General features: G+C 40.1%; 16 protein-coding genes. 8 read left to right on the forward strand and 8 right to left on the reverse strand.

Annotated features, from left to right (window positions below; translation table 11 throughout):
- The first annotated feature begins 29 nt into the window (after positions 1–29).
- From Q0R88_RS02570 to Q0R88_RS02580, 3 genes are read left to right on the forward strand one after another with little or no spacing between them, the layout of a single operon-like run.
- Entirely contained in the window at positions 30–3,284 is a 3,255-nt protein-coding gene (locus Q0R88_RS02570) for an efflux RND transporter permease subunit (RefSeq protein ID WP_295711853.1), read from the forward strand.
- Between the two features lie 2 nt (positions 3,285–3,286).
- On the forward strand, positions 3,287–6,571 hold the full coding sequence (locus Q0R88_RS02575; protein WP_295711855.1) for an efflux RND transporter permease subunit: 3,285 nt from the start codon (positions 3,287–3,289) through the stop codon (positions 6,569–6,571).
- A gap of 3 nt (positions 6,572–6,574) precedes the next feature.
- Complete coding sequence (locus Q0R88_RS02580) at positions 6,575–7,057, forward strand: MarR family transcriptional regulator (RefSeq protein WP_295711856.1); 483 nt, start codon at positions 6,575–6,577, stop codon at positions 7,055–7,057.
- A 346-nt stretch (positions 7,058–7,403) separates the two neighbouring features.
- Here the strand turns inward: Q0R88_RS02580 and Q0R88_RS02585 are convergent, their stop codons facing one another.
- Positions 7,404–8,318, reverse strand: coding sequence for an AraC family transcriptional regulator (locus Q0R88_RS02585; RefSeq protein ID WP_295711858.1), 915 nt, complete (start codon positions 8,316–8,318; stop codon positions 7,404–7,406).
- 21 nt (positions 8,319–8,339) lie between these two features.
- Positions 8,340–9,080: an SDR family oxidoreductase gene (locus Q0R88_RS02590; protein ID WP_295711859.1), complete on the reverse strand. Its 741-nt coding sequence runs from the start codon at positions 9,078–9,080 to the stop codon at positions 8,340–8,342.
- 474 nt (positions 9,081–9,554) lie between these two features.
- Between Q0R88_RS02590 and Q0R88_RS02595 the strand changes: the two genes are divergently transcribed.
- Both Q0R88_RS02595 and Q0R88_RS02600 read left to right on the forward strand, forming a co-directional pair.
- Complete coding sequence (locus Q0R88_RS02595; protein ID WP_295711861.1) at positions 9,555–12,509, forward strand: ATP-binding protein; 2,955 nt, start codon at positions 9,555–9,557, stop codon at positions 12,507–12,509.
- A gap of 514 nt (positions 12,510–13,023) precedes the next feature.
- Positions 13,024–13,317, forward strand: coding sequence for a hypothetical protein (locus Q0R88_RS02600; protein WP_295711863.1), 294 nt, complete (start codon positions 13,024–13,026; stop codon positions 13,315–13,317).
- Between the two features lie 93 nt (positions 13,318–13,410).
- On the opposite strand, the gene Q0R88_RS27150 is transcribed toward Q0R88_RS02600, so the two are convergent.
- The 4 genes from Q0R88_RS27150 to Q0R88_RS02615 all read right to left on the reverse strand — a co-directional run bounded on the left by Q0R88_RS27150 (position 13,411) and on the right by Q0R88_RS02615 (position 16,926).
- Entirely contained in the window at positions 13,411–13,575 is a 165-nt protein-coding gene (locus Q0R88_RS27150) for a circadian clock KaiB family protein (protein WP_366086635.1), read from the reverse strand.
- Between the two features lie 198 nt (positions 13,576–13,773).
- Positions 13,774–14,934 (reverse strand): PAS domain-containing sensor histidine kinase, encoded by a 1,161-nt coding sequence (locus Q0R88_RS02605; RefSeq protein ID WP_295711865.1) that lies wholly within the window; start codon positions 14,932–14,934, stop codon positions 13,774–13,776.
- A 100-nt stretch (positions 14,935–15,034) separates the two neighbouring features.
- Entirely contained in the window at positions 15,035–16,162 is a 1,128-nt protein-coding gene (locus tag Q0R88_RS02610; protein ID WP_295711867.1) for an ATP-binding protein, read from the reverse strand.
- A 365-nt stretch (positions 16,163–16,527) separates the two neighbouring features.
- Positions 16,528–16,926 (reverse strand): response regulator, encoded by a 399-nt coding sequence (locus Q0R88_RS02615; RefSeq protein WP_295711868.1) that lies wholly within the window; start codon positions 16,924–16,926, stop codon positions 16,528–16,530.
- A gap of 203 nt (positions 16,927–17,129) precedes the next feature.
- Between Q0R88_RS02615 and Q0R88_RS02620 the strand changes: the two genes are divergently transcribed.
- A complete protein-coding gene (locus Q0R88_RS02620) occupies positions 17,130–18,272 on the forward strand; it encodes an acyltransferase family protein (protein ID WP_295711869.1) in 1,143 nt (380 codons plus the stop codon).
- A 47-nt stretch (positions 18,273–18,319) separates the two neighbouring features.
- On the opposite strand, the gene Q0R88_RS02625 is transcribed toward Q0R88_RS02620, so the two are convergent.
- Positions 18,320–19,807 (reverse strand): hypothetical protein, encoded by a 1,488-nt coding sequence (locus tag Q0R88_RS02625; RefSeq protein WP_295711870.1) that lies wholly within the window; start codon positions 19,805–19,807, stop codon positions 18,320–18,322.
- A 79-nt stretch (positions 19,808–19,886) separates the two neighbouring features.
- Positions 19,887–20,885: a glycosyltransferase family 4 protein gene (locus Q0R88_RS02630; protein ID WP_295711871.1), complete on the reverse strand. Its 999-nt coding sequence runs from the start codon at positions 20,883–20,885 to the stop codon at positions 19,887–19,889.
- Positions 20,886–21,050: 165 nt separating this feature from the next.
- Between Q0R88_RS02630 and Q0R88_RS02635 the strand changes: the two genes are divergently transcribed.
- Positions 21,051–22,607 carry a glycosyl hydrolase family 28-related protein gene (locus Q0R88_RS02635; protein WP_295711872.1) on the forward strand — a complete coding sequence of 519 codons (1,557 nt, stop codon included), beginning with the start codon at positions 21,051–21,053 and terminating at the stop codon, positions 22,605–22,607.
- Positions 22,608–22,854: 247 nt separating this feature from the next.
- On the forward strand, positions 22,855–24,402 hold the full coding sequence (locus tag Q0R88_RS02640; protein WP_295711874.1) for a glycosyl hydrolase family 28-related protein: 1,548 nt from the start codon (positions 22,855–22,857) through the stop codon (positions 24,400–24,402).
- Positions 24,403–24,556: the final 154 nt, after the last annotated feature.

Consider the following 24,556-nt stretch of genomic DNA (forward strand, 5'->3'; position numbering starts at 1 on the left):
AAACAAAAAATTTTAGACGAAGACATCCTATGATCGCTAATACTTTTATAAAAAGACCTGTAACGGCCATCGTGATATCTATTGTATTGATCATTACCGGTACCGTGAGCATCCTCATGTTGCCGATAGATCAGTACCCCGATATTACGCCGCCTATTGTACAGGTTAACGGCCAGTTTACCGGTGCCGACGCGCAAACGGTTGAACAAACCGTAGCCACGCCCATTGAAGAGCAGGTGAACGGAACGCCGGGCATGGAATACATGCAAAGCAACAATACCAATAACGGGCAAATGAGCATGAACGTAACCTTTAAAATGGGTACGGATATAGATGTTGCCGCGCTTGATGTTCAAAACAGGGTTAGTATTGCTACCCCGTTGTTGCCTGCCGTAGTAAGCAGGCTTGGGCTAACCGTACGCGCTGTAAACCCAAGCATGCTCATGATGGTGGCTATTTACGCGCCTAAAGGCACGCACAACATCACCTTTTTAGATAACTATACCAATATATTTATACAGGACGCACTATTGCGTGTGCCGGGCGTAGGCAGCATTAACCGCTTTACGGATGATTTTAGTATGCGCATCTGGATGAATCCGGATAAAATGGCCGCTTACAGTTTAACCCCATCTGATGTAATTGCCGCGCTTAATGCCCAAAACGTGCAGGTGGCGGCGGGTACGGCAGGTGTTCCGCCCCAGGCTTCCAGCCAAACCTATGAGCTGGGTATCCTGGTAAATGGGCGGTTGAGCAAAGTATCAGAATTTGAAAAGGTGATTGTAAAAACCATCCCGGCTACCGGGCAACTGGTTTATTTGAAAGATGTTGCACGTGTTGAATTGGGCAAATTCACCTTCTCCAGTAATTCCTTTGTTGATGGGCATAAGGCATCCTACCTTCAAATTTACCAGGCACCGGGTAGCAACGCGCTTGAAACGGCCAATGGCGTATACGCTGCCCTTGCCAAATTAAAAACAAACTTTCCATCTGATGTGCAATACCGGGTTCCGTTTGAATCGGTTACAGTTGTTAAGGTTTCTATGGAAGATGTGGTGGGGACGTTATTGAAAACATTGGGCCTGGTGGCCGTGGTGGTATTCCTGTTCCTGCAAAACTGGCGGTCTACATTAATTCCTGTACTGGCTATCCCGGTATCAATCTTTGGTACGTTTTGCTTTTTTATACCGTTGGGTTTTACTATCAATACCTTAACCATGTTTGGGTTTGTACTGGCGATAGGTATTGTGGTTGATGATGCCATTATTGTGGTGGAGGCAGTGCAGCATTACATTGACCATGAAGGCATGTCGGCCAAAGAAGCTACCTACCAGGCTATGAAAGATATATCTGCACCGGTAATCGCTATCGCGCTGATTCTGGCGGCAGTGTTTGTCCCGGTAGGTTTTATTCCGGGCATTGTCGGGCGTTTATACCAGCAGTTTGCTATTACTATAGCTATTTCGGTAATAATTTCGGCGTTTATTGCCTTATCATTAACGCCGGCATTGTGTACGCTGTTATTAAAACCATCGCATATTGACGCGGATGCAAAGGGCATCAACAAGTTGTTTTTCAAATTCAACAGCTGGTTTCAACGGGTAACAGACAGGTATACCGAGGGGGTTAAAAAAAGCATCAAAGCCTCCCGTTTTATCGTGATCCTGCTGGTGTGTATTTGCGTAGCCACGTTCTTTTTGTTCCAGCATAAACCATCGGGCTTTATCCCTTCAGAGGATGACGGCAATTTATATGTTACGTTTCAATTACCGCCTGCATCCTCCACAGCGCGGTCGGTTGAGGTGATGTCGAAACTGATGAAGGTTATCGGCTCAACACCGGGCGTGGCACATTACGCGGCGCTATCGGGCTTAAACGTGGTAACCAACGCCAGTAACTCCAATAACGGCACCATTTATTGCCAGCTTGCCCCCTGGGATGAACGCAGTAAAACAACCGAACAGGTACCGGGCATCATAGGCGAGTTGCAAAAACGGATTACCGACGCCGGGATACGGGATGCCAATGTAGAAGTTATCCAACCTTCGCCATTACCGGGTATTGGTACAACTGTGGGTTTTAGCTTACAGATAGAACAGCGCAGCTCAACAGATAATTTGCAGGAATTTCAAAAAGTGGTTGATAAATTTGTGACTGAGGCCAATAAAAACCCGGTGATCTCCAAAGCCTTCACCTTTTATACCTCGCATACACCCAATTATAGTTTAACGGTTGATCGGGAAAAATGTGAAAAGCTGGGTGTGAACGTGGCAGATGTGTTTACAACAATACAAGCCTACATGGGAAGCTTGTACATTAACGATTTTACCACCTATAACCGCACCTTCCACGTAGTGGTACAGGCAGATACAGCTTTCCGTAAAGTGGTTGCCAATATGGATAAATACTATGTGCGCAACCAGGCCGGCGAGATGGTGCCCCTGGGTACACTGATGAGCTATAAACCGGTTGATGCGCCGCCGCTTATTTCACACTTTAATATTTTCCGCACGGCCGAGGTTGACGGGGCGGCGGCCGAAGGGCACAGCAGTGGTGAGGCCATTGCTGCCATGCAGGAATTGGCAAAGCGCACTTTACCTGAAGGCTACGATTATGAGTTTTCGGGCTTGAGCTATGAAGAGATCAAGGCAGGCTCAACAACAATTTACATCTTCCTGTTCTCCATCACCTTTGTATTCCTGTTTTTGGCAGCCTTGTATGAAAGCTGGTCGGTACCATTCTCGGTACTTTTAGCTGTACCGATAGGGGCCATGGGAGCTATATTGGCATTGGTACTGGTGCCAAGCTTAACCAATAACGTGTACGCGCAAATCGGGTTGATCACGCTCATCGGGCTTGCGGCCAAAAACGCCATCCTGATTGTAGAGTTTGCCAAAGTAAGGGTAGATATGGGCGAGGAGCTCATCAAATCAACCCTTGAAGCGGTAAGCCTCCGTCTAAGGCCCATCATCATGACCTCTCTTGCATTTGTTCTGGGCGTACTGCCGTTGGTGCTGGCAACAGGCGCAGGCGCGGTAGCCCGCAGGACTATAGGTTTCACTGTATTAGGTGGTATGATAGCGGCATCAACACTGGCTATTTTCATTGTGCCGGTATTGTTTGTACTGATCACCCGCTTTTCATACGGTAAAGAGAAATTGGAATACCTGCAGGCCCATAAAGAAGATCTGGCAGAGAAAGCTAAAAAGGTGGAAGCTCAAAACATCGATCCCGAACTGGAATATGAGATTGAAAAATCCCGTGCATTACATAAAGCTAATTAAGGATGATTTCAAATACATTTATAAAACGGCCCGTTACTGCCATTGTGATATCGCTGGTGCTGATGATAGCTGGGGTAATTTGCCTTGTTAACCTCGCGGTTGACCAGTACCCCAATATATCGCCGCCAAGCGTATCGGTAAACGGCTCATACACCGGTGCAGATGCCCAAACCGTGGAACAAAATATAGCCACACCTATTGAGGAGCAGGTAAACGGTACACCGGGTATGGAGTACATGACCAGCACCAGTACCAACAGCGGGAGCATGGGCATCAGGGTAACTTTTAAAATAGGCACCAACGTACACATCGCTGCTCTCAACGTTCAAAACCGTGTAGGTATTGCCGCGCCCTTGCTGCCATCTGTGGTAAGTAAATTGGGGCTAACCGTGCGGGCCAGTAACCCCGATCAGTTGATGCTGGTAGCTATTTATTCGCCAAAGCATAGCCATAACATTACCTTTTTGGATAACTACACCAGTACTTTTATCCAGGATGCTATACTGCGTGTTCCGGGTGTTGGCGATGTAAGCGCGCGGACAGATAATTTTAGTATGAGGATCTGGATGAATCCCGATAAAATGGCATCCTATAGTTTAACACCCGCCGATGTAACTGCTGCCTTAAACGCCCAAAACGTTTATGTTGCCGCGGGTTCAGTTGGCGCCCCTCCGCAGGATGCTTCACAAACCTATGAAACCGGAATTTTGGTGAATGGGATGCTCAACAAGGTAAAAGACTATGAAAACATAGTTGTGAAAAGCATCCCAGGCACCAGTCAGCTGGTGCACCTTAAAGATGTGGCAAGGGTTGAACTGGGTAAATTCACTTTTTCCAGTAATGCCTTTGTGGATGGCAACAGGGCATCCACCATCCAGATCTATCAATCGCCGGGAAGTAACGCCCTGCAAACTGCCGAAAATGTGTACGCGGCCCTGGCCAAATTAAAAAAATCGTTCCCTAAAGATGTTGATTACGTGGTGCCTTTTGAATCGGTAACCATAATAAAGGTATCGATGCAGGAGGTGATAGGTACTTTAATTAAAGCACTTATTTTAGTAGCTATCGTAGTGTTCCTCTTCCTCCAAAACTGGCGCTCTACGCTTATTCCTATATTGGCCATCCCGGTATCCATATTGGCTACTTTTATCTTTTTTATCCCCCTGGGTTTTACCGTTAACACCTTAACCATGTTTGGTTTTGTGCTGGCGATAGGTATAGTGGTAGATGATGCTATTATTGTAGTTGAGGCGGTGCAGCACTACATCGATGAGCAGCACATGTCGCCCAAAGAGGCTACCTACCATGCCATGAAGGAGATTTCGGCGCCGGTTATCGCGATAGCACTTATTCTGGCATCGGTATTTGTGCCGGTAGGTTTTATTCCGGGGATAGTAGGGCGTTTATACCAGCAATTTGCCATCACCATTGCTATTTCGGTTATCCTTTCGGCATTTATAGCTTTATCATTAACCCCGGCGCTTTGTACTTTATTATTAAAGCCTACCAAGCCTGTAACTGATAAATCAAACTGGCTCGATCGTTTTTTCAGGGGCTTTAATCAGGTATTCGAAAAGATAACCTTCAAATATACCAACGGGGTACACCGCAGCATCAAAGGCGCACGGTATATCGTTGTTCTGCTGGTTTGTATTTGTGTGGGGACCTATTTGCTGTTCATGGTAAAACCATCGGGCTTTGTGCCGGCAGAAGATGGTGGTCGTTTGTATGTAACCTACCAGCTGCCCGAAGCTTCGTCAACCATTCAATCGGTTAATGTGATGAACAAGCTCATGAAAATTGTGGCTTCAACACCAGGTATCCTGCATTATACAGCTATCTCGGGTTTCAACATCCTGAACGGTGGCGCCAATTCCAACAACGGTTCTATGTTTTGCATGCTTACGCCCTGGGACGATCGCACAACGCCGGATACCAGGGTGCCGGGGCTGATGAACGTGATTAAGCAAAAAATTGCAAAGGCGGGTATCAAAAATGCCAACGTAGTGGTTGCGCAGCCGCCACCCATCAGGGGTATAGGCCAGGCTGCCGGCTTCAGCATGCAAATTGAACAGGGTAACTCTACAGATGATATCTACACTTTTGAAAAGGTGGTTAAAAAGTTTGTGGCGGCCGCAAAAGCTACCCCCGCTACGGCTGGGGCTTATAGCTATTTTTCGGCGCATACACCAAGTTATCAGCTTAATGTGGATAGGGAAAAATGCGAGAAGCTGGGCATCAATATTTCTGATGTTTTCTCTACCATGCAAGCCTATATGGGTAGTTTATTTGTCAATAACTTCACATTATACAATAGAACCTATCACGTGGTGGTGCAGGCAGATACTGCTTACCGGGCGCTCATCTCCAACATGAATAAATATTATGTACGCAACTCGGCAGGCCAAATGCTTCCTTTAAGCGCGGTTATTAGCTATAAGCCGATAGTGGCTGCCCCGTTGATTACCCACTTTAATATCTTTCGCTCGGCCGAAGTGGATGGTTCCATACCGCCAGGATACAGCAGCGGCCAGGCAATTGAAGCTTTGAAGCAATTAGCCGCCAAATCATTACCACGCGGATACACCTACGAGTTTTCGGGCCTGAGTTACGAGGAATTGAAGGCAGGATCGACCACGGTGTACATTTTCATGTTCTCCATCATGTTTGTATTCCTGTTCCTGGCGGCATTGTATGAAAGCTGGTCGGTACCCTTTTCAGTAATGCTGGCTGTGCCGATTAGCGCATTTGGCGCTATCCTGGCGCTTACCGTGGTGCCAACTATCACCAATAATGTTTACGCGCAGATAGGGCTTATCACGTTAATTGGTCTTTCGGCAAAAAATGCCATCCTGATTGTAGAGTTTGCCAAGATCAGGGTTGATAGGGGCGAAGAGCTGGTAAAATCCACATTGGAAGCTGTGCGCCTAAGATTGCGACCAATCATTATGACCTCGCTCGCTTTCATTTTAGGCGTATTGCCGCTGGTATTAGCCACGGGAGCCGGTGCCGAATCCCGCAATACGATCGGGGTTACTGTTTTAGGCGGAATGATAGCCTCATCAACCATTTCCATATTTATTGTGCCGGTGCTTTTTGTTTTGTTTACCCGTTTCTCCTATGGAAAAAAACAGCTTGCCTATTTGCAGGCACACCATGAAGAACTGATGGAAAAGGCGCGGAAAGTAGAAGCACAAAATATCGATCCTGAGTTGGAATATGATATTGCAGAAGCACATGCCCAGCACAATGAATACAAGGCATCGGTAAAACAAAATAACAAGTAGCAAATGATGAAGAATACAGAACTGCTATCGCAAAACTTAAGGCTGATCAATTACTTTTACACCCGGAACCTAAGCCGGGAACTCTCTTCCATCAAAGTGAACCATCATTTTGAGGTATTACTTACGTTGGCCAAACAGAAAAAACCAATCACTCAAAATCAATTAGCAGAGTTGCTACACATCGATAAGTCGAGGGTTGCTCATATCATTTTTTCGATGGAAGAAAGCGAAATAATTATGGTGAAAACTAACCCGGCCGATAGGAGACAGCATCTTATTTCCCTGTCTCCAAACGCCCTTAGTACAATTCCATACATCGAAAAGAAAGTTAGGGAAGTGAATGAAATGGCGAACAGCGGTATCAGCGAAGAAAAACTGATGGTTTTTATAGAAGTGGCCGAAGCAATGATGCAAAACCTGACAAAGAAAAAGCAAGGAAAAATTTCTCCCGGGATGGATCAATCGTCTGAGTTTGTAGAAATTTGAACCTTGCATTATATAATAGTTGGCGAATAGGTTACTTTTACCATGACCTTTAGCGGAATAAGCCGTCTGGTCACAAATAAAGATATCACTATAAAGATATGCTCGGTTAATGTGAAGTTGATCAATAAGAAATGGTCTATCTAACTCACCCAAATAGTTTGGTCCTGCGCTGAATGTATTTTAATTTGTCAATTTCTTTGATAAAATCAACCTGCCCTCACCAAATTCTTTGTAACCAAATCTTGTTAAATTCTGAAATGGAAATATTCAAGTAAAGAAGCCAAAGGTAATTGAGATCCTTTGCCAGGACCTGGAATTGTATCATTTAAATCAGAGAATTTACATTCTAATTAAATGATTGTCTGAACGCCAGTGGCGTCAGGTCTGTTTTAATTTTGAACAACTTGCTAAACGATTGCGGGTGTCCGAACCCTAAATAGTACGCAATTTCTGTTACCGAAAGGGAAGATCCGCTCAGCAAATCTTTCGATATGTCAATCACATAATGCTGGACATATTGCTGTGTATTTTGACCGGTGAGCGAACGTAAGAGGTCACTCAGATATCGCTGGGAGATGTGCAGTTCAGAACTTATATAATGCACGGAGGGGATGCCGTCTTTCAGACCCCACCCGTTTTCAAAGTACCGGTTCAGTAACTTATCCAAAGACACAGTCACTTCGTGATTGACCGCCTTCCGGGTGATGAACTGGCGGTTATAAAAACGATTGCTGTAGTTGAGTAAAAGTTCAATATGCGAAACGAGGATGTCCTGACTGAAATGATCAATATTGTTCTTCAGTTCATCGCCTATCTGGTCAAAAAGACGGGTAATGGTCTCTTTTTCACCAGCAGACAAAAACAACGCCTCTGACACATCATAAGAAAAGAACCCGTACTGATTTATGGCTGTACCTAAAGAATAGTTTCGGATAAAATCAGGATGGAAATACAGCACGAACCCCTCATAGCTGCTTTTATCAGTGGACGCGATCACCAGTTGCCCTGGCTTGAGAAAAGCCATTCCTCCCTGATCAAAATCGTAATGTCCCTGTCCGTACTTCACCTGGCCGGTAAAGCTATTTTTAAAGGATATTTTATAAAAATCAAGGCTAACCTTAAACTCAGTTTCAAATAGGCTTTTGGAAACATTTGCATAGTCAACAAGCGCAACCAGGGGATGGGCGGGTACCGGAAGCCCCAGTTCTCGTGTTAACTGCGAAATGCTGCTGTAATGCTTGATGTCTGATTTGTCCTTCATTCCGATAATCTTTTGTCTAATTTAATTTTGTGCCGCTGGACGGATGACAATATCACCCACCTCTACATCTTTGGGCTGGCTTAACGCGTAGATGACCGCATTTGCAATGGCCTCCGGGCTGATACCTAATTTCTCCATGTTCTTTGCCCCCGCAGTTCTGATCTCCTCATTCTTAACGTTATTGATCAGATTTGTTTTAACATACCCCGGAGAAATGCCGGTAATTCGGATAGAACCGTCTGACTCCTGCCTGAATGCTTCCGTAATAGTACGGATTGCATTTTTGGTTCCCGCATATACACCCTGAGTGGGAACAATTTTTATGCCTGAAGTGGAAATAATATTGATGATGTGACCCGATTGCTGCTGTTTGAATATGGGTATTGCTGCTGCCATGCCATACAATACGCCTTTGATGTTGATGTCGATCATGTCTTCCCATCCTTCTATGTCCAGCTCGTCAATCCGATTGATCTGTGTGACGCCCGCATTGTTAACGATAGCATCCAGTTTGCCGTAGTTTTTAATAGCCAACTGCACCAATGTTTCCAAATCGGCTTTTTCCCTAACATCAATCGCTGCACTTATGGCCTCTCCACCATCGCCCACGATATCCCTGACAATAATTTCCAGCTGCGTTTCATTACGCGCTCCCAGGATGACTTTTGCTCCGCTTTTTGCCAATGCAAATGCTGTGGCTTTGCCGATTCCGCTGCTGGCGCCTGTTATGGCGACAACTTTACCTTTGATTCCGTTTTCCATATAATTCATAGTTAGGAAGCAAAGATCAGCCCCATTTCTAAATAAAAAGTAACCAGGCTGGTAGTTGTTGTAGTCAGATTTGCAGTTCAATAGAAAACATCATCAAAACAGGATGATGATGTTTTCGGCCGGCCTGCCGACAGTGATCTATTTATTGGCATAGTGAAGTTGGTCCGTGCTTTTAAAGCGCAAACTGAAAAATGTATTTTTAAGAAAGCAGATGCTGATACGTGATTTTTAAAAGCAACTCTGCAATGCGTAAATTTTTACCGGGCTTTTGTTGATAAAGCATATTTAGAAAGCGCCGGCTTCACTATAAAAAGCTGCATGACTCTCAAATGAAAGGCGCCAAAGTAAAAAATATGAAATTTTAAACTACTTGGGATGGTTACACCTGTCGCATTCTACATTAAATTATCGTGCGTCCCATTCACAATATTTATATTTAGAATTAAAAAACTACATTTACTTTTAATGAACAGGTCATTTTTAATTAAGATCAATTTTATCCTTTTTTTTCTTTTTTCCGGGGCAGGCTTGAGAGCCCAGGACGTCCCAATAAAACAAGTACTGGAGTTTCCGACTAAGGAGATATATGACCTCCATGTTGATAAACATGGTTTTTTATGGATAGCCAGTGATTTCGGCGTAAGCCGTTACGATGGTGTTAGCTTTGTTCATTTCAGTCATCCCCGGCAAATTTCGTTAGGCTGTACCAATCTTTTGGAAGACAATTACGGCCGCATCTGGTTCAATAATTTCAATGGGCAAATTTTTTATATTGATCGTGAAACGGTTACGCTGGTAGAAGGCTATGACCATACAAAAGAGCGTAATTTTCCCCGAATGGCCCTATTTAAAAATGAGCTTCTGGCTACATCAGACCATGGCCTTTTTGTGTTGGACACTAAAACCTTAACGGGGAAATACGTCAATAGTAATACCTATACAGCCAGCCTGGCAGTATTAAAAAAGCAGGTATTGGTTCGTGGTGACAAAGTCTGGTATTCATATACTGAAGCGGCAGGCTTAAAAAAGCTAACTTATAAAGGCGATAACGAAATTAGTAGTAATGTTTACCTGCTCACCAAGGATACTTATCGTGATACTGTATATATGATGGTTAATCCCACAGGTATTGTTAAAAAGCTGCTGTTACAAAACGATACCGTAAAACAGTGCGCGCAAATTGTGTTTAACAATTTTATAAACACCCTATCCATCACGCCAGATGATCAGTTTGTAAACACAAACTACAGTAGTTACTCCTTAAAAAATGGCGGGCAAATAAAAGGGCAAAACATATCTGCCATTGCAACCGATCACGAAGGCAATAATTGGTTTGGCAGTTTATACTATGGGTTATTGATACAATACAAAAAGGATATAGCCAACAAAACAAGAATACCGGACCTGAATAATGATGATCTTATAGTGAGCGTGAAGAACTATCACGACAACTTACTGTTGGGCACACAAAAGGGTTTCCTGTTGCTTTATGACCCGGTTACAAAAAAAACAAGTTTTAAGATAAAGGTAGCGCCTAACGTTGGGTCAATAAATTACCTTGCTGCCATTGGCAGGGATGAGTATATTGTGGCATCTTCGCTTGCTACCTACAAAATTAATATACCTACGAAAAAGATCACAGAGCTATCTGCTATTAAAACGGTAAAGCAGCTCTGTTATGATGAAAAAGCTATTTACATCGCATCAACAAGCGGCTTGTTTGTGATACCGCAAGAACGATCAGAGCAGTTGAACAACCAAATAATAAATGCATTTGGCCATGTGTTTAAATATGACGCTACTGAAAACTATTTTTACCTGAGGCTACGAAGCCGCTCCATAGCCTATTTTCCAGATCAGGCCTCTTTGTTTGTTGCTTTCAAAAACAGCTTATTCAAAATTAATAAAAAGGGCATGAAGCCATTTTTATTTAACAATGAGCAAGTTTACGCGGCGTCTCTATCTTACATTGATCACCGGCTTTTTATCGGAACAATCAGTAACGGCATGTTGGTAGTGGAAAAAAGCGATGTAAAACATATTTCCGTCCAAAATGGCCTGTCTTCAAAGTCAATATTCAAGATCAAACCTGTGGATAAAAATTTATGGATATTAGGTTCAGGTCCGCTTCAAATATTTAACACACAAAAAAACGCATTAGTTGATAACTATGAGTTTCCAGACCGTAGCGCATCAGAGGTGTTGGATATCGACGGAGTAAATCAAACAATCTATTTAGCTACGTCATCTGGACTGGATAACTTCCCGCTTGTGAAAACTGCAAGTGAGAAAAAATTGAAGAACTATTTATTATATGTTAAGGTAAATAATCAGGTATCAACAGGAAATGCCGGGCACAGATTATCCTACTCCGAAAATAATGTAATATTTAATATTGGTATCCCTGCTTATTCTAAAGCAAGGGAAATTTATATAAAATATTGTCTGGTAACCAAAACAGACAGTACCTGGTTAACGACAGAGCCCGGTGAACGAACTATTCATTTCTCGTCATTAATGCCAGGTGAGTATACATTAAAAGCCACCGCAGTTGACCCCCGCCTGGGAATGGCGGACGCCATGATAAAATATGATTTTACAATAGAAGAGCCATGGTGGCGTGGAACCGGCCTTAAAATAATTTTATTTATGGCCTTTGTTCTCTTTGTCTTCTACGGTTATGTAATCATGCTTCGTAAAAGACTATCATTGAAAAAGGCATTTGAGACGCAGCAGCAATTGATCTCGTCCGAAAGACAAAGGATAAGCTCAGAGATGCATGACGATATCGGATCAGGGGTGTTTGCCATTCAGTCATTAGCCAATAAAGCCAGTAAAAATGGAAATGGAAGCCCCGAGATAGATCAGATCAAACAGATGGTGAATGAGCTGTCGGAAAAAATTCGTGATGTTATCTGGAGCACTAATGTGGGTAATGATAATCTGGAAAATTTGATTTACTATACTTATGTTCAAATTAATAAGCTATTTGAACACTCTGATATAGATTTTGTGTCGGAGGTGCCTGATGATATTCCTGATGTGAAAATTAGCATTCAAAGCCGCAGAAACGTTTACCTGTTGGTTAAAGAAGTTGTGCACAACGCCATTAAACATTCAAAGGCAAGCACTATAGAATTAAAAATGCTTACTGACGAGCAAAATCTTTATTTCGCCATTAATGACAACGGCGTGGGCATACACTCTGATGGTGTAAAACAAGCCGGGCACGGTATGGGGCTTGGAAATATCGCATCGAGAGTTGAAAAATTCAAGGGGCAACTTTCCATAGAAAATAACGGGGGGGCGCAGATAAAAATTAAGATACCACTTAATGAATTGAAGGTAGTTGAATTTGATAAAAAGTTGAACAAATGGCAGCTGTCCATCATTCGTCTTTTAAACCTCCCGTTGGATTAAGATCGCATTACGTCTGCCACGACAATGGACCGACTTGCCATGCTGGAACAGGAGGGGGTAATTTCCAAACGTACGGACCCTGATCATAAAGCAAAAGGTTATTTACAGCCTGACAGAAAAAAGTATTGATCTATTACCAATATTGCTTGAATTTATAAGGTGGAGTCTTAAGCATAAGCCCGTTGATTAATGCGCTTGGATAGGCTTTATAGTATTGGTAAACAATGACTTATGTTCACGTTTCGGGATTGTGATAAATTCATTAAACTTTTCGATATAATGTTTTTTTTTCATGTTCTACTGGATATTACAGAAGGCCTGACCATGTGATTCCATCACCCAAGTTCATGGTATTTGTGTGATATGTTTTACTAATTGATTCATATTAGCATGATCAAAGTGTTTTGGAATGATATTTTAGATATTCCGGAACGATAGGGTCAACAATTCAGAAATATCCAGAATAGTTTCCAACGTATGAAACTTATTCGCCTGCCAACGCTTGTGTAGGCCTATGGCAACTATCAAAAATGTAAAACCACTCAGCGCTGAAAAGCTGTTTGACCTGTTAAAGACAGAATTCGCGGATTATATAAATGGAAAATTGGGTTCCAATCTGGCGATTGACTATGCGCATGTGTATGATGTGATCAATGTGTTGTTTCCAGAGGTGATCGAAGGCCCTGCCCTGACAATTATCGTAACAGACGACGCGTTATCCGTTACTGTTCATGATACGGATTCGGATTATAATACCGATTTGCTGGAAGAACATCTGATCGGTTTCCTGGAGTTACAAGCCAGTTAATCAATGAGTTATTTATTCGCCACGAGGTAAAGACCAACGAAGGCTTTATCAGAGAGATAGCCGACCAATATACGTAAGGGAGCAGGACGCTTTTTAATTTGGGGGGCACCGCAATAATTTGTTCGCCTTGTGAGGATGTTCCAGCAGGTCGATAATCTCTACCGCATATTGGTTTTTTAATTCGTCCTCGCAATAGTTTTTGAGTTTTTCAATAGCCTTGTTAAACTTTTGAATTGTTCCTGCGATGTACAGGAACAATTTATATTTTTCAACTTAAATAACATTTTCAAGATTATTTAAGTCTTTTTATAATAGATATCTCAAATTAATATACGTTTTCACTCCGGTGGCAACTATTGCTTTTTAAAAGCTCACGGTGGGTAAGCGGCTGACAACCCGCTTATTTTTAATCAGCAACAGGCCACAATGAAAAAAAACATAATATTATAAGAGGAATTACATGCCCTTCGGAAGAATAAACCAAAATGTGGCACCCTTTTCGACCTCGGTATCTACTCCGATCTCACCGCCGTGTTTCCGGATAATCTCTGAGGATATGTATAAACCCAGACCTAAGCCGGAGCCTTGATTGCGGTTCTTGTCGACGCGGTAATACCGGTCAAATAGAAAAGGAACACATTCTGGAGAAATACCTTTCCCTTTATCGATAACGGAAACTTTTACGCGATTCCCCATATCCTCAACATTTAGGGTAATTTGCATTGAATCTGGAGCATGCTTGACCGCATTATTGACCATGATCATTAATACCTGGTTTATTCTGTACTTATCTGCAAATACGTTTAAGGATAAGTCACCTTTGTTTATAATTCGATACATCCCGTTTAAACGAATGTGATTGCAACAACCTTCAATAAGGTCCTTTAACAATAAAGATTTTTTGTTTAGCGTTAATTGCCCTTCACCCATTCTTGTGGAGTTCAACAAGTCTTCGACCAAATGGTTAAGCTTTTCAACATAGCGCTCCGCATCATGAGCCAGTTCTACCACTTTGGCTGGAATGGTCACGTTTTTTTGTATGATTCTATTAAATAACTGAATTACAGCCTTCAAACTGGTCAATGGTGTTTTTAATTCATGGCTTGCAACGTTTATAAATTCATCTTTGTCCAGCTTAATCTCCCGTTTAAGTGTGATGTTTTCGATGATGGTAAACCCTAAAGTTTTGTTATTATCCTCAAAAAGAATAGAATTTACATTACACCAGATCAGGCTGCCGTCCTTTCTTCGCAAGCAGGTTTCCAACGTAAACGATGGAGAAGATTTTTTCCATAGATTTTCTTGAAGCAATTTCCAATGCTGATGGTATTCTATAGGTGAATAATCAAGTATCCTGGTTCCCTCGATCTCTTCTTCGCGGTCATAACCCAACAGCGCTAACAATGCGGGATTAACCTCCAAAATTTTAAGATCTGGCCCGATGATTTTATTAGCCAGCCGTGACGATTTAAAAACGGTACGAAATCGAAGCTGGGAAACCTGGAAAGCCAACTGTTTATCGTTCCTGATATTAGCTAATTCTCCGGCAAATTTTAATTGCTGATTTTCCTTTTTTAAGGCAAAAATTTCTTTATTAAGATTTTCGATGGTTTCCATAGGACTATACGAGTATATTCCTTATACTCCGCAACTAAAGAAATCAGGGAAGGGGGACGATTGCTCATTGATACAAGCAATAGAATGGAATTTTGTTTGATTAATTAACGGCTATTGACTCTTTGTTCGGCAAAGTGAACCAAAAGGAAGAACCTTCACCAATTTTGCTTTCCACGCCAATTTCTCCATGATGTTTCTTAATGATCTCTGCAGAAATATAAAGCCCTAAACCTAAGCCCGAGCTGTGTTTATCGCCTTTACCTACCTGGTAATAACGCTCAAACAAATGTGGCAGATCTTCGGATGGTATTCCCTTTCCTTTATCAGTAACTGATATTTTTACGCTGGTAGATAATTGCTCTACCTTAATGGCTATTTCTTCGGAAGCTGGCGCGTATTTTACTGCATTGTTTACAAAATTAACCAGAATCTGGTCAATCTTATGCCTGTCTGCGTTGACTATGATCGAAAGATCACCGTTATGCGTAACGTAGTGTTTTCTGTCTAATCTCAAATGATTACAGCAACCTTCAATCACCTCAGAGAGCGGAAATTTACGCTTATTAACAGATAATTGGCCCTGTTCAAGCTTGGACGCGTTCAACAGATCTTCGACAAGATGGATTAGTTTGGAGGTATAAAGTTGTGCTTCGTGAGCCAGGTTAGCAATCTTTTCCGGAATTGTTTCCTCCTTTTTGATCATTCGGATTAGCAATTGTAACACCGCTTTAAGGCTGGTTATAGGCGTTTTTAATTCATGGCTGGCGATTGCTATAAACTCCTCTTTCTGTAATTTAAGTGCATGTTGTTCTGTAATATCCTGGATGATGGTATAACCTAAGTTATGGCCCTGATCCGGAAACAAAATAGAGGTGACATTTACCCAAATCAACGTTTTATCCTTTTTGATGAGCACGGTTTCCAAACTAAAGAACGGGGTCGATTTCTCCCATAAATGTTCCTGGAGCAGTTCCCAATGGGCATGATGGTCTTGTGGTGAATAGTCCAGTATCCGGGTTCCAATGATCTCCTCCTTATGATCGTAGCCCAGCAGGGTGACCATAGCAGGGTTGATCTGCGTGATTTTTAAATCTGAAGTGATGACTTTATTGCCCAATTTGGAAAGTTCGAAAATAGTGCGGAAACGCATCTGGCTTTCCTGATAGGCCAATTGTTTGGCTTCAGAACTTTCAGTACTTTGTAAGTGCTGAATTTCTTTTCTTAGCATAACATTTTCACTTTTTAGCGAATTGATTATTTCTAAGGTGTTAACTGAATCTTTATCCTCACTTTTCATAATTCAAATTATGCAACAAAGGTATGTCTTTAGTGGTGGTTTATTTTGAAAAAAAGATTCCATCAGCCATAGTCTTCAAATTTTGATTTAAAATTGAAACTTTTAATGCTTCCACCACTTGTTGGATAATCATTAGATCATCTCTTTCGCCCAGTGCTATTATCTCAAAAAATTAGATCAAACAACGATTCAGTATTGATATTATTGGCAGTTCAACATACAATGTTGTATTGTCAAAATAAAGATAATTAATTCCATATCTCCAACAGAGCTATATTGTTAAGTGCGAATGTTGATTAATTGGACCATTTTAAAAACAAATCTTCCAACATCTGCTTCTTGAACGGTTTACTTATAAAGGATTTAACGAATGAATATTTTTTTGATTTTAATATGTCTCTCGGATCAATCGAAGACGATACTATATGAACCTCTATTTCTTTGTTAAAGCCAGGAATTAAGTTGTTAAAATGTTTAAGAAATTCCCACCCGCTAAACTCCGGCATATTCAGATCTAAAAATATAACGTCCGGAATTTGATCAGATTGATTGATGTTTTCTTTAAGAGATTGAATCGTTGACTTGCCATCCAAACTGTGCACAGCATTTGGGAATAATTTATAGGTATCAAGCATTCTTTGCACAATAAAATGTTCAATAGGGTTGTCATCAATCATTAAAAGCCGGCACATCATAAACTTGTTAAATTTATAAACTGTATGCAAATCCAATGCCGTTTGGTGTTTTAAGCCAAAGCATCGTGTTTACCTGGTTTTTCTTCTTAAATAGTGTACAACCATTGTACGTCTTTCATTGATCTCAAGGATATGTTAGAAATTAATGGCACGGCGATTGAGTTGGAAGGATACTACACCTAAAAAACAGAAATTAATTATTGATGGATCCCTTTAACGCTGCATTTATACGCCAGGAAAAACGATGGAAATGGATTGATTATGACAAAGGCATCAGTATAATACTGGTTGGTTATGGTCATTGTTACGAAACCTTGAAAGATCATGGTTTGGCATTAGATAAGTATCCTTTTTTTAATTACATAGGTGTCTTCTTATATGGCTTCAGGATGCCCTTATTTTTCATCATCTCGGGCTTGCTTATTGCTAAAAGTTTAAATAAAAAGGGCCTGGCCACCTACATAGGTAACCGAAGCAACAATATATTGTGGCCATTATTTGTTTGGGGCGTTATCCAGGTTACCTTACAGATTATTATGAACCATTTTACCCATAATGGTTTTACGCCGGTAGATTATTTCAATTTAATTATCAACCCGAGACGAACAGGTATTTTCTGGTATTTAAATGCGCTATATTGTATAGGCGTAATTTATGCTTTCTTACATGTTAAACTTAAAGTTCCGGCCCTTGCACAGGTCGCCATTGGTGCACTTTTATATTCATTGTTCCCGCTGATGTATAGTTTAAAAGCGGGATTATTTACAGACATTTTTGAATACTATCTTTTTTTTGCTTTGGGCGATTTGTTGTCAAAAGTGATGTTAGATAGCAGAAGAATTGAAATTTATACGTCGTGGAGGTTTTTTGTTCCACTGCTGATATCGTTCGTTGTTATACAATATTATTGTACCCCAACAAACCTTCAGGCTTCTGATTTAGGTATCAGAAACATAGAGATAAATAAGCCCTATTTATTCTTTTTACAAGCTGCTATTGGTTGCGCGCTCTCTATTAATTGTTCTTTCTTCTTGCAAAAACTAAATATCCTGTCCTTTCTTAGGATCGTAGGTTACCATTCGCTTTATATTTACTGCGCACAAATAATTGTAATGACAGTAATGCGCATTATTTGTTTGAGTCTTCTCCACATTACCTTTGTACCCGTTTTGATATTGGTGATTTGGGTATCTGGCATCGTATTACCGATATTCTTTTATAACTTTTGTTTAAGATATGGATTCTGGTGGTTGTTTAGCTATAAAAAGCCTGTAAAACAAATAGACTATATCAAGAGCGCAGCTCTCTTTGGGTTTGCAAACAATAAGAAACTGGCCCGGACATAGCAAAGATCCGGAAAAATTTTGCGTTCAGTCCCCCTGATTAAATCCGGCTATATACCCGTGATATTGTTGCGTAATGCCGCTTTTCTTGAGGTGAAATCCATTTGTATTTTTTTACCGCCAAATGCTATTAGCAGTGTAATGATCCAGGTTACTGAAAAAAGCAGGTAGGGGTTAATTAATCTGCTGAAGAAAATGTAAGTCGAAACGAAAATGATAGTAATAACATAATATTGCATTACCGATCGTATCGTCACCATTTTACGCCTTAGTAACAATATATCCTGCGAGATATGAAAAATCAGGAAGGACGCGAAAATCGAATAATTTACAACACTTAATGATTTAATGTACAAGAATCCAACAACGCACATGGTGAGGTTAACCACCAATGCTATAATGTTAAACAACATATCCTGTTTTTCCATTTTCATGGCAATTAAAATATTGGCCTGCAATAATGCTGTTGGAAAAACCAATATGGTTAAAAACATTTGCCGTGTATAATAGGGGTTACTTAGGTAGGTATTGCCAAAAGCTATAGGAATTAATTTATCTGAAAAAGAGTATATGAATGTATAGGCCAGCCAACCAAATAAAAGGTAATAAACATGCATTTTTTTGTAAAACGTAAAGAAATCTGCTTTATCTGGCTTTGAATAATGCTTTACCAACAGCGGAAAAACTGAGGTTGAAATAACTACAGGCAATATTTGGGCGATGGAGAAAATCTTGAAAGATATTTCATAGTTCGCAACATCAAAAGCTGTTAATACTTTTGAAATTATGATGTTGCACATTCGCCAATTAATGATTGATACTCCTCCTATTATTACAAATGCCCAGTTAAGGATCACTAACATTTTCATATCAAGATAAGTAACCTTACATCGCCAAAGTGTTTTTGCAGTTACAAGATTAGATGAGCCAAAGGATAGAAATAAATTAAGCGTCAAAAACCGGATACCAATTAAAATAACAGATAAAGTTATAATAGATAAAGGGTAAACAAAAAGTAGGCAAGCGGCAACAAATTTCAGTATTGACTCGATAGTTAGGATTATAAAGGTTTTCTTTTGCTCAAAATTGGCAATGTTTAATGATTTTATGCCATTTATAAGGTTGTCAAATATCACGTTAACACCTAATAAGATAATCAGAATACGGGTAAATTGATCATCGTATATTAAAAATGCCAACCCAAAGTTGACAACGTAAAATGCCATTCCAAAATAGATCTGCATTTTTATAAACTTGCTTATCAGGGTTTCTTTATTCTCGGTATGAATAAATTCCCTTATAAACCATTGGCTTAAACCCATGGTTGAAAACGCCGTAACTAATTGATAAATGGCATTGGCAACAATGTACTTAGCAAAAATTGCTGTAGGGTACTTTCGGGCCAGGATCACAAAAAATAAGCTCAGAAACAGCGTTTGCGACATTTGTGATATGATGCCCCAACTACTGTTTTTAAATAGCGAACTTTGAATTAAACCTGAAATTTTTGTCGTAAGTGTATTATAAGCAATCTTCATTCTATACGTAGCTGAGTCAATTGTGGGGTTAATATCATTCGTTGTTTTCGGCTTTTTAAAATGGCATCGAATGATAGTGTTATAAAGAGTTAATGAGCCGTGTATAGTTTTCAATCATGACATCATAGGTAAACATTTTTTCGTAATGCTGTCTGCTGTTTCTGCTCATTTGCTGATAATCCAGTTGTGATAAATTAACTATACTATTTATCTGATTGGCCAAAGTATCCCAGTTTTCAGTTAGTTCAATACAATTTAAGCCGGGTACACCTATTTCTAAATTTCCGCCTACATCATTAACCAGTAACGGTTTTCCGAGCATAATACCCTCAATTAAAGATATTGGCAAGCCTTCCTGGGTGGAAAAAAGCATTAAAAAATCAACTTCCTTCACCAAATTATTTACGTTCTCAACAAAACCCAAGGCTTTAAAGTTTGTGGTGTTGTTGCATTTTTCTTCTAATTGTGTATAATCCGGGCCTTTGCCGGCAAACAAAATTTCAATATCCTCGTGCAATTTGCCTTTTAAACAATCAACAATCATCAACTGCCTTTTAACATCAATTACCCTTGCTGAATATAATATTTTTATTTTCCTGTTTTTTTTGAATGAAGGCACCTCTTGATTCGTACCCTCATCTATAATGCCATTATAAATCAGGGTTATTTTTCGATTTTTTAAATTAAAATAACCGAGTAGATTTTCGGTAACCTTTTTTGAAATAGATACGATATCATTTGGGAAAAATGAAAACCGGCGATGCGTGCTATACACATTATGTGCTACATATATGATCCTGGTATTTAAAAAGAAAACCCATTTAATTACCATAATTAACGCCATGATGTTCCTGGCATGGACAATAAGTACTTTATTGTTTAAATAAAATGGGTTAGTAAATTTTACGTATTCGCATTTTTCAATTCTGTATTTAGGATGTAATTGTTCAAAAGGTGTAAAACCTAATATCTTACAATTGTATTTACCTTTTATTCCATTGTGCAGATCTAAAAGGACTTTTTGGGCGCCACCATATTCGTTAAGATCGGATGTGGTGGACAATATTTCTAAAGCCATTGTTATTTATTAATTACAATAAGCTCTTAATTCAAGAAGATTCTTGTAATATTTCATGTATTTTTTCGTTAGAACAACCTATTGTTTAAAATGTTTTCTAATTTTTACATTTTAATTCTATTTATTTAATTGTTTTATTTACTAATTAAATTTAAACCCCCGCTTATGACGAAACTATTGGTTTTTGTAGCATCATTATGTTTATTCTCATGCAAAAAGGAGGCCACTTCTTCCAAAGCTTTTCAATCAGAGTCATTTAGCAATTCATTAACAATTAATTCATCTATTTCAGCGGCGGCATCTTCCTCTGTGAATGTTAGAGATCATGGGGCAAAAGGTGATGGCGTAACAGACGATACCGAAGCCATTAAAAATTCCCTGGTGTTTGCGAAAGCCAACGGTATCCCCAATATTTACTTCCCCGATGGAAGTTATATGGTAGGCGCCACAGGAAACGGAGGCGGCATAATTCAATTGGTTGATGGGGTTGGGATGATAGGTACAGGGGTGGCAACCTGCCATATTAAACTTACCGGCGGAAGGCACAATCCCAATCCGTTATTTTATCAATATTATGTAGGCACCCCATCTATTAGTAACCTGGTGATACAGGGTATTGATTTCAACGGAAATTTGGCCAGTCAAACTTTTGATGCCGACTACCAGTTTTGTACTGCATTAAGTATAAACAACGGCAAAAACATTGAAGTGAAAAATTGCAAATTTCAGAGTTTCAGGGGGGATGGCTTGCTTTTCGGCGATGTCTTTGAACCAAGCCTGAATGCCAGAATTGTAACAGGCATAAAGGTACATGATTGTGAATTTTTTAATATATACCGTGAAGGCACGATGTTTTGTTGCGTTAACGGTGCCTCATTTTACAATAATAACGTTCATGGCGATGGCTACCTTGTAGGCGGTGTGGACATTGAAAGGCATAGTGTTAATGAAGCTGTATTAAACGTTTCAGTTTATAATAATGTATTTAATTTTGGCGATGGCTATGGCCCCGTTGAGCGTGGCGGCCCCAAAGTGAGGTATCGCCGGGCAGTAACCATGGGTTTCTTTTATAACGGCTATAATAACGGAATAGCTGATTCTTTAAGTGGACATCATAAAATCTACAATAACAAAATTTACCAGGGGCAAATTGATTGCTGGAATATCATTAATGTAAGCATATCCGGCAATAGTTTTAACAATAGCTATGAAAATATAGCAGGAGTTAGTTTTTTAACAGCGCCGGCAATTAAAATATCAGATAATACAACAATTAGCGGTCTTGTAAATGTATATGCAGATAATAACGTCATTAACTCTGCCATGGGCAATGGAATAGCTTTCAAAAACTATTCAAAGGTTACCGCAAATAAAAATACAATAACCGGAACACCTGCAGATGGAATCAACGTGCTTGGTACCAGTGGTTGCTTTTATGGCAACCTGATAACTGATGCAGGAACAGCAGCAACACCGTGTTCGGGAATTTTGATTAACGGAAATTCGTCCGGTTTATTCGTGTCGACTAATCAAGCAACAAACAGCCAAGCAGGTAGTAATCAGACTATGGACTATGTAGTAAAAATAGCGAGCGCAAATAACGGGCAAGTGCCACCCCGAATAATTGGCAATAGGGGGAAAAAAATGTTGAAGGGAGTTGTTAGCGAATATTACTATCAGCAAAACTACGTACAAGATATTGACAATTTAACGGTTAATTGAGATAGTTTTCATGCTCCGAAAAAATCAGGCAGTCCTAATCCTCTTTTTATTGAGGCGGTATTTTTTTTAAGTAAATACCACGTTAGATGACATCCATTTTATTTTACTTTCCTTGCAAAATAAAAAGGGTATTTCTGTTTCCAAATTCCAGCATAAAATTTTTCGTTACAGATAACTTAGTTAATTGTTTGTAACAAATTAATTACGATAACGTACAAAGGGGCATATTGATTAAAAATACACCCTAATGAAGAAGATTTTAGTAATCGCTGCTATTTTCATAAATTTTGGATGCAAAAAGGAAAGTGTAATTTTAAACACCCCAACATCAAGCAGTTTAACTCCGGTTAACAGTACACAAAGTTTTTCAACGTCCACAATTTATGTTAGCGTAAAAACTCAGGGCGCAAAAGGCGACGGAATAACAGACGACACAAAAGCCATCAGAAGTGCCCTGCTTTATGCAAAAGCCAATGGGATTGCCAATATCTATTTTCCAGATGGCACATATATGATTGGTGAAACAGGTGATGGTGGTGGCACAATCAAGCTGGTCGATGGCGTAGGTATGATGGGTACGGGAGTTGCAACGTGTCATATCAAGTTAACTGGCGGCAGGTACAACCCCAATCCTGTTTTTTACCAGGACTATATCGGTAGTCCTTCTGTCGGCAACCTGGTGGTACAAGGAATTGATTTTGATGGTAATATTGCTAACCAGCGATATGATGCCGCATATCAGTTTTGCCACGCATTTAAAATTAACAACGGCAAAAATATCGAAGTGAAAAATTGCAAATTTCAAGGCTGGAGAGGCGACGGGCTATTATTTGGCGACACCTTTGAACCAACCTTGAATGTCAGGATAGTTACTAATGTGAATGTGCATGACAGTGAATTTTTTAACATTTACCGCGAAGGCATTATGTTTTGCTGCGTAAACGGAGCTTCGTTTTATAATAATAATATACATGGAGATGGCTACCTGGTAGGTGGTGTCGATATTGAAAGGCACAGTATAAATGAAAGTGTGCTAAATGTTTCTGTATACAATAACACATTTAACTTTACTGATGGATATGGCCCGGTTGAGCGCGGAGGTCCAAAGGTTCGGTATCGCCGGGCGGTAACCATGGGTTTTTTTTATAATGGTTACGCCAACGCCACCGCCGATTCATTGAGCGGTCACCATAAAATTTACAATAATAAAATTTGCCAGGGACAAATTGATTGTTTCAGAATAATTAACGTAAGTATATCTGGCAATACCATAACCAATGCATACGAAAACATTGCAGGTGTTAACTTTACAACTGTCCCATCTATCAACGTGGCAGACCCAGGTGCAACCAAAGGGTTAATTAATGTAAATGTTGATAATAATATCATTACCTCGGCTATGGGTAATGGTATATCGTTTTACAACTACTCAAAAGTTACGGCTAACGCAAATACAATTACAGGCACGCCACTTGATGGCATAAATATTTTAGGAACAAGCGGCTGCTTTTATGGCAATAACATCACAAATGCAGGCACAGTTGCTACGCCTGCATCCGGCATTCTTATCAATGGTAATTCTTCTGGCCTGTATGTGGCGTCAAATATAGCTGTGAATACAACAAGCGGCATCAACCGCACCACAGATTATGTTGTTAAAATAGGCAGCTCTAATAACGGCGCCGTGCCACCCCAAATAATTAATAACACTGCTCAGAACGCCCTAAAGGGGGTAATTTCACAGTATTACTACCAATTAAATTATATAACCAGCTTAAATAATATTGCTATATAATGATGGCTTAGGCTATTAGCTACTTAAATTATCGCAATAATAAAACGAGGTCTTAAAAATTTTATTTTTTACTTTTATTTTTTTGCAGACATTACTTAAAGAGGTAATGTTCATTTGACTTTTAAATTTCCTGTGATCGAAACGGGATCTCCAA

The sequence above is a fragment of the Mucilaginibacter sp. genome (assembly GCF_025362475.1).
In the GTDB taxonomy this organism is placed as follows: Bacteria; Bacteroidota; Bacteroidia; order Sphingobacteriales; family Sphingobacteriaceae; genus Mucilaginibacter.

Bases quoted from the DNA above. Each gene is read 5' to 3' on its own strand.
- Q0R88_RS02580 (WP_295711856.1), top strand. From the start codon at position 6,575: ATGATGAAGAATACAGAACTGCTATCGCAAAACTTAAGGCTGATCAAT.
- Q0R88_RS02615 (WP_295711868.1), bottom strand. From the start codon at position 16,926: ATGATGTGCCGGCTTTTAATGATTGATGACAACCCTATTGAACATTTT.
- Q0R88_RS02595 (WP_295711861.1), top strand. From the start codon at position 9,555: ATGAACAGGTCATTTTTAATTAAGATCAATTTTATCCTTTTTTTTCTT.
- Q0R88_RS02635 (WP_295711872.1), top strand. From the start codon at position 21,051: ATGACGAAACTATTGGTTTTTGTAGCATCATTATGTTTATTCTCATGC.
- Q0R88_RS02640 (WP_295711874.1), top strand. From the start codon at position 22,855: ATGAAGAAGATTTTAGTAATCGCTGCTATTTTCATAAATTTTGGATGC.
- Q0R88_RS02610 (WP_295711867.1), bottom strand. From the start codon at position 16,162: ATGCTAAGAAAAGAAATTCAGCACTTACAAAGTACTGAAAGTTCTGAA.
- Q0R88_RS02625 (WP_295711870.1), bottom strand. From the start codon at position 19,807: ATGAAGATTGCTTATAATACACTTACGACAAAAATTTCAGGTTTAATT.
- Q0R88_RS02590 (WP_295711859.1), bottom strand. From the start codon at position 9,080: ATGGAAAACGGAATCAAAGGTAAAGTTGTCGCCATAACAGGCGCCAGC.
- Q0R88_RS02620 (WP_295711869.1), top strand. From the start codon at position 17,130: ATGGATCCCTTTAACGCTGCATTTATACGCCAGGAAAAACGATGGAAA.
- Q0R88_RS02630 (WP_295711871.1), bottom strand. From the start codon at position 20,885: ATGGCTTTAGAAATATTGTCCACCACATCCGATCTTAACGAATATGGT.
- Q0R88_RS02585 (WP_295711858.1), bottom strand. From the start codon at position 8,318: ATGAAGGACAAATCAGACATCAAGCATTACAGCAGCATTTCGCAGTTA.
- Q0R88_RS02605 (WP_295711865.1), bottom strand. From the start codon at position 14,934: ATGGAAACCATCGAAAATCTTAATAAAGAAATTTTTGCCTTAAAAAAG.
- Q0R88_RS02600 (WP_295711863.1), top strand. From the start codon at position 13,024: ATGGCAACTATCAAAAATGTAAAACCACTCAGCGCTGAAAAGCTGTTT.
- Q0R88_RS02575 (WP_295711855.1), top strand. From the start codon at position 3,287: ATGATTTCAAATACATTTATAAAACGGCCCGTTACTGCCATTGTGATA.
- Q0R88_RS02570 (WP_295711853.1), top strand. From the start codon at position 30: ATGATCGCTAATACTTTTATAAAAAGACCTGTAACGGCCATCGTGATA.